This is a genomic window from Desulfobacter sp. UBA2225, from assembly GCF_002348205.1.
Lineage (GTDB): Bacteria > Desulfobacterota > Desulfobacteria > Desulfobacterales > Desulfobacteraceae > Desulfobacter > Desulfobacter postgatei.
Map to the genome: position 1 here is coordinate 1 of NZ_DDYV01000215.1, position 4,443 is coordinate 4,443.

Annotated in this window: 3 protein-coding genes; 2 read left to right on the forward strand and 1 reads right to left on the reverse strand. The window is 47.0% G+C overall.

Annotation, left to right across the window (positions count from 1 at the left end; genetic code table 11):
- Positions 1-261: 261 nt before the first annotated feature.
- A complete protein-coding gene (locus B3D59_RS10840) occupies positions 262-627 on the reverse strand; it encodes a CGGC domain-containing protein (protein ID WP_286819738.1) in 366 nt (121 codons plus the stop codon).
- Positions 628-1,087: 460 nt separating this feature from the next.
- On the opposite strand from B3D59_RS10840, the gene B3D59_RS10845 reads away from it, so the two are divergent.
- Together B3D59_RS10845 and B3D59_RS10850 are read left to right on the forward strand one after the other, a co-directional pair.
- Complete coding sequence (locus B3D59_RS10845) at positions 1,088-2,542, forward strand: CDP-archaeol synthase (RefSeq protein WP_286819739.1); 1,455 nt, start codon at positions 1,088-1,090, stop codon at positions 2,540-2,542.
- Positions 2,543-2,578: 36 nt separating this feature from the next.
- On the forward strand, positions 2,579-4,443 hold a 1,865-nt coding region (locus B3D59_RS10850; RefSeq protein ID WP_286819740.1), incomplete at its 3' end, for a cation-translocating P-type ATPase.

The window sequence follows — 4,443 nt, forward strand, 5'->3', positions numbered from 1 at the left end:
ATTCAGAAAAGAGTGCATCCAATTTTTCTGCCAAAGACTCAAACGGGCACTCGATATTATGAAGCATTATTAAGGAAAACCCAATGAAGAAGCTGTTTATCCCGGTCATAGGTGCAGGCTTGCTATTATGAGCATGGCCCCCCTGGATTGTATAATGATCCAGCGAGAGGCATTAGGGCTTGACCAAACAAATGGGAACATCTCTATTACATCGGAAAAAGCCTTTGCACCCATTTATGTGGTTGAGCCCCTGAGTCCTCATTAAGCAAAGATATTATCCGGCTTATAGGGATGAGTACCCTCGATCACGTCAACCCCTGATTTTGCCTTGATTTTTTTAATGATTGTATCTTTATGGGGACAGTGATCAGTAATACAGGGGGCAATATGAATCTTGGTTACTTTTTCGCCCATGGGTTTATTCCACAGACTCACCTGGGCCAGCCGGGTGACAATAGTTGCCCCGGGACAATCACCGCAATTGATCATCCCCATGATCTCAGCGTCCTTGTCTTTGTAGGCCGCGAATTCACCTTCTTTGCGGTTAAAGCCCACCAGGCATCTGCTGCACCCGATGCAAACATCATCCATCGCTTTTTTACAACCCACAATTAATATTTTTTCCATTTCTTTCTCTCCTTTACTTTTGGGATTAAAAAATTGCTCAACCTCACAGGGAAGAACTTAACGCAAAAAATACGCCACATCAAAGAACAATCATAGGGTAAATAAAATTAAATCATATTTTCAATACATTATCATTATACCGTAATAATTCTTATTTTCCTGAAGCAAAAACCGTATCATGAACCAGAACCACCAAGTCGCACAGATGCAACCCTTGTTTGAATTCAACAGCAGCTGATGCATTTTTTATTTCACGCAATATAGGCAATCTTTGCTCATATCTAACCGATGGCCAGTTGCTCCTATTTTTTCTGACATGATTATCTTCGTGGTATTGATTTTCCTGTTAGTGAATTATATTAACGACATACAAGCAATTAGAAAAAAGCAATCGCCTGATTTCATTGTTTGTTGTGGTAAAAATTTTAAAAAAAGCTTAATGGATACCTTCAATAAAATCTTGAGCAGTCCAAATATACTTTTCAGGAGTCACATACTGATTGCCAATCTTCAATTTTTAATTCTTCTTTGGGGAATCAACCTGATACCGGTCTTTCTGGCCTATCTCATGGAGGAAAAATGGGATACCCCGGTTGACAGGGGTATACAGCTCAGTGACGGACAGCCTCTTCTGGGCAACCACAAAACCGTCCGGGGGGTGGTCGGAGGGGTCTTGGCTGGCGGTGCTGGTGCCCTCATCCTAAACCTGCCACTATGGTTTGGGGTGTCGATCGGGATACTTAGTATGGCCGGGGATCTTTTGAACAGCTTTATTAAACGGCGCATGGGCAAAACCGAGGGTCAGGAATTCCCTGTCATGGACCAGTTCCTGGAAGGGGGATTGCCCTTGGTAGTCCTGGCCCCCATTGCCCAGGTCTCCTTGGTCGGCGGGATATTCATTCTTCTGATTTTTGTTGCCACGGCCCATGCCGGTGCCAAATTCCTGAACCAGGTTCTGAAATCAGAGCCATTTGCAGGATACACTCGACGACTGAGGTATAGGACCCGGTTCCGCGAGTGGCGTGGTTGTCAGACGATCGGATATCCTTTTCATCCCATCATCAACATAGAGCGGACCCTGTATTATCACCTCTTCATGAAAACAGTGTTCAAAGGCCTGGGGCTATATGAACGAGGAAAGCAGAACGCCTTGGATATAGATTGCAGGGAACTGGAGTTTGTTTTCCCCGACCTTCCCCCGGGCTTCGATCGATATACGATCTTATTCATATCTGACCTTCACCTGGATTGTATGGAGGGAATTACTGAAAAGGCCAGGGAGATTGTGTATAAATTGAGTCCGGATCTCTGCATCCTTGGCGGGGATTATCGGACCGAAGCCTGGGGTTCCTATTCTATAGCTTTAGAGAACATCAAAAATCTGCTTGCCGATATCTGCCCCAAAGACGGAATTTTTGCGGTTCTGGGCAATCATGACTGCCTGGAAATGATCACCCCGCTGCGGAAAAGAGGGGTAAGGTTCCTGGTTAATGATAATGCTGTCATTGAGAGGTCAGGAGACCGAATATGGATCGCAGGAGTGGATGATCCCTATTACTTTGAGGGTCATGACCTTGAAGATGCATTTATTGGTATTCCGGAAAACGGTTTTTCCATCCTGGCGGCCCATACTCCGGCGATTTACAAGGATGCGGTTGGCTTCGGTCCCAAGCTCTACCTCTGCGGCCACACCCATGCCGGCCAAGTGCAGATTCCTGGAATCGGACCGGTGATCACCCATTCCAGGGTGCCCCGAAAAATGGTCTATGGCCAATGGCAGTTCGATTCCATGATGGGGTATACCAGTTCAGGATTAGGCACTTCCGGCCTTCCGGTCCGATTCGGCTGCCGGGGAGAGGTGGTCCTGATCCGTCTGAAAAGAGGAATGAAGCAACCTATTCGACCGAGTGAATAGAGATGTGTTACCATTTATTTGAAAGCAACTGAAAACATGATCTATTATCGTGAAACCATTGAAACCGTTTTATCGCATTTGAAAGTTACCCGGCACGGGCTTGATGAGAAGGAGGTTGAGGCCAGAAGGGAACAGCACGGCCTGAACCAACTGGAAGTCAGCACTTCGATAAATCCTTTGCTGGTTTTTATCGACCAATTCAAGAGTTTTATTATCTATATCCTGCTGTTTGCCGTGGTATTTTCCCTTCTTATCGGCGAATATGTGGATTCGATCATTATTCTGATAATCCTGCTCGCCAATGCCTTTATTGGATTTTTCCAGGAACTAAGCGCACATAACTCTCTGGAATCACTAAAAAAGATGACAACAATCCAGACAACCGTAATCCGTGACGGCGTTCGCAAAATGATTGATGCGAAATACCTGGTGCCGGGTGACATATTTTATCTTGAAGCAGGTGATAAAGTGCCGGCCGACGGCAGGATAATCAATGCGGTGCGCCTTAAGGTTGAAGAGTCTGCGCTCACCGGTGAGAGTGTTCCGGTTGAAAAAACCGATGCGCCCATAAATGCCGACGTGCAAATGGGTTCGCAAACCAATATGCTTTTTGCCTCAACAGCAGTTGTTACGGGTAACACCCTTGCGGTTGCCATTTCAACCGGCATGCAGACCCAGATCGGCAGAATAACCTCGCTCATTAAAGAAGCCAAAGAGGAAATGACGCCCCTGCAGAGGCGGTTGGACGTTTTCGGGCGCAAGCTGGGGTATGCTATTTTGTCCATTTGCTTTGTCGTTTTTTTAGCATATTTTACCAAGGAGTTTATGGGGCATGGAACGATTTCCGGCCACACCTTTATCGCCTTTGCCTTTATCGCCATAAGCCTTGCTGTGGCGGCAGTGCCGACCGCCTTACCCGCTGTGGTTACCATCGCTCTCAGTGTCGGCGTCAAGCGTCTGCTCAGGAAAAAAGCCCTGGTTCGCAAATTGTCTTCCGTGGAAACACTCGGCAGTTGCGATATTATCTGTACCGATAAGACCGGTACACTTACCGAGAATCAGATGACCGTTCGCCATGCCTGGACCTTTGACTCGGAGGCGTCCTTGACCGGGGCCGGCTATAATCCGCAAGGAGAGCTTTCACAATCGCTGAATCCGCTCTTGTTTCATATAGGATCTGTCTGTAATAACGCCACGCTCAATCAAAAAGATGGTACCTGGATGGTCACCGGTGATCCGACTGAGGCAGCCTTGATTGTAAGCGCCATCAAAGCAGGTTACGACGGCTTGGACCAATTTATCAGAAAAGATGAGCTCCCTTTTGATTCGGGTCGAAAACTCATGAGTGTTCTCACCGAAAGAAACGAAAAGAAAATGGTCCTCACCAAAGGGGCGCCGGATGAGATCCTCAAACGCTGTAAATATGTTTTGATTGATGGAAAACCGGAGAGAATAGATGACAGAATGAAGGCGCAGGTCATTGAACAAAACGATATTTATGCATCCCGGGCCCTGCGGGTTTTGGCCTTTGCATACAAAGAAGTACGGTCGGAAAAAGAGTTTAATGAAGATGATCTTGTTTTTGTCGGCCTGCAGGCCATGATTGATCCGCCCAGGCCCGATGTGATCGAGGCGATCAAGAAGACACAGGGGGCAGGGATCAGGACCATCATGATCACCGGGGATTATAAGGAAACCGCCAAGGCCATCGGCAGGGAGGTCGGTATTGTCGGCAAGGTTTTGACCGGTGATGATATCGAAACCATGACCGATAAAGACCTGGAGGGTGTATTAAAGGATGAAACAAATATTTTTGCCCGGGTGATGCCTGAACACAAGCAGCGCATTGTGAGTTCACTGCAACAACTCGGTCATATGGTGGCCATGACCGGTGACGGCGT

What these genes read in the sequence shown, in the direction of transcription:
- B3D59_RS10840 (WP_286819738.1), bottom strand. Translation starts at nt 627, where the DNA reads ATGGAAAAAATATTAATTGTGGGTTGTAAAAAAGCGATGGATGATGTT.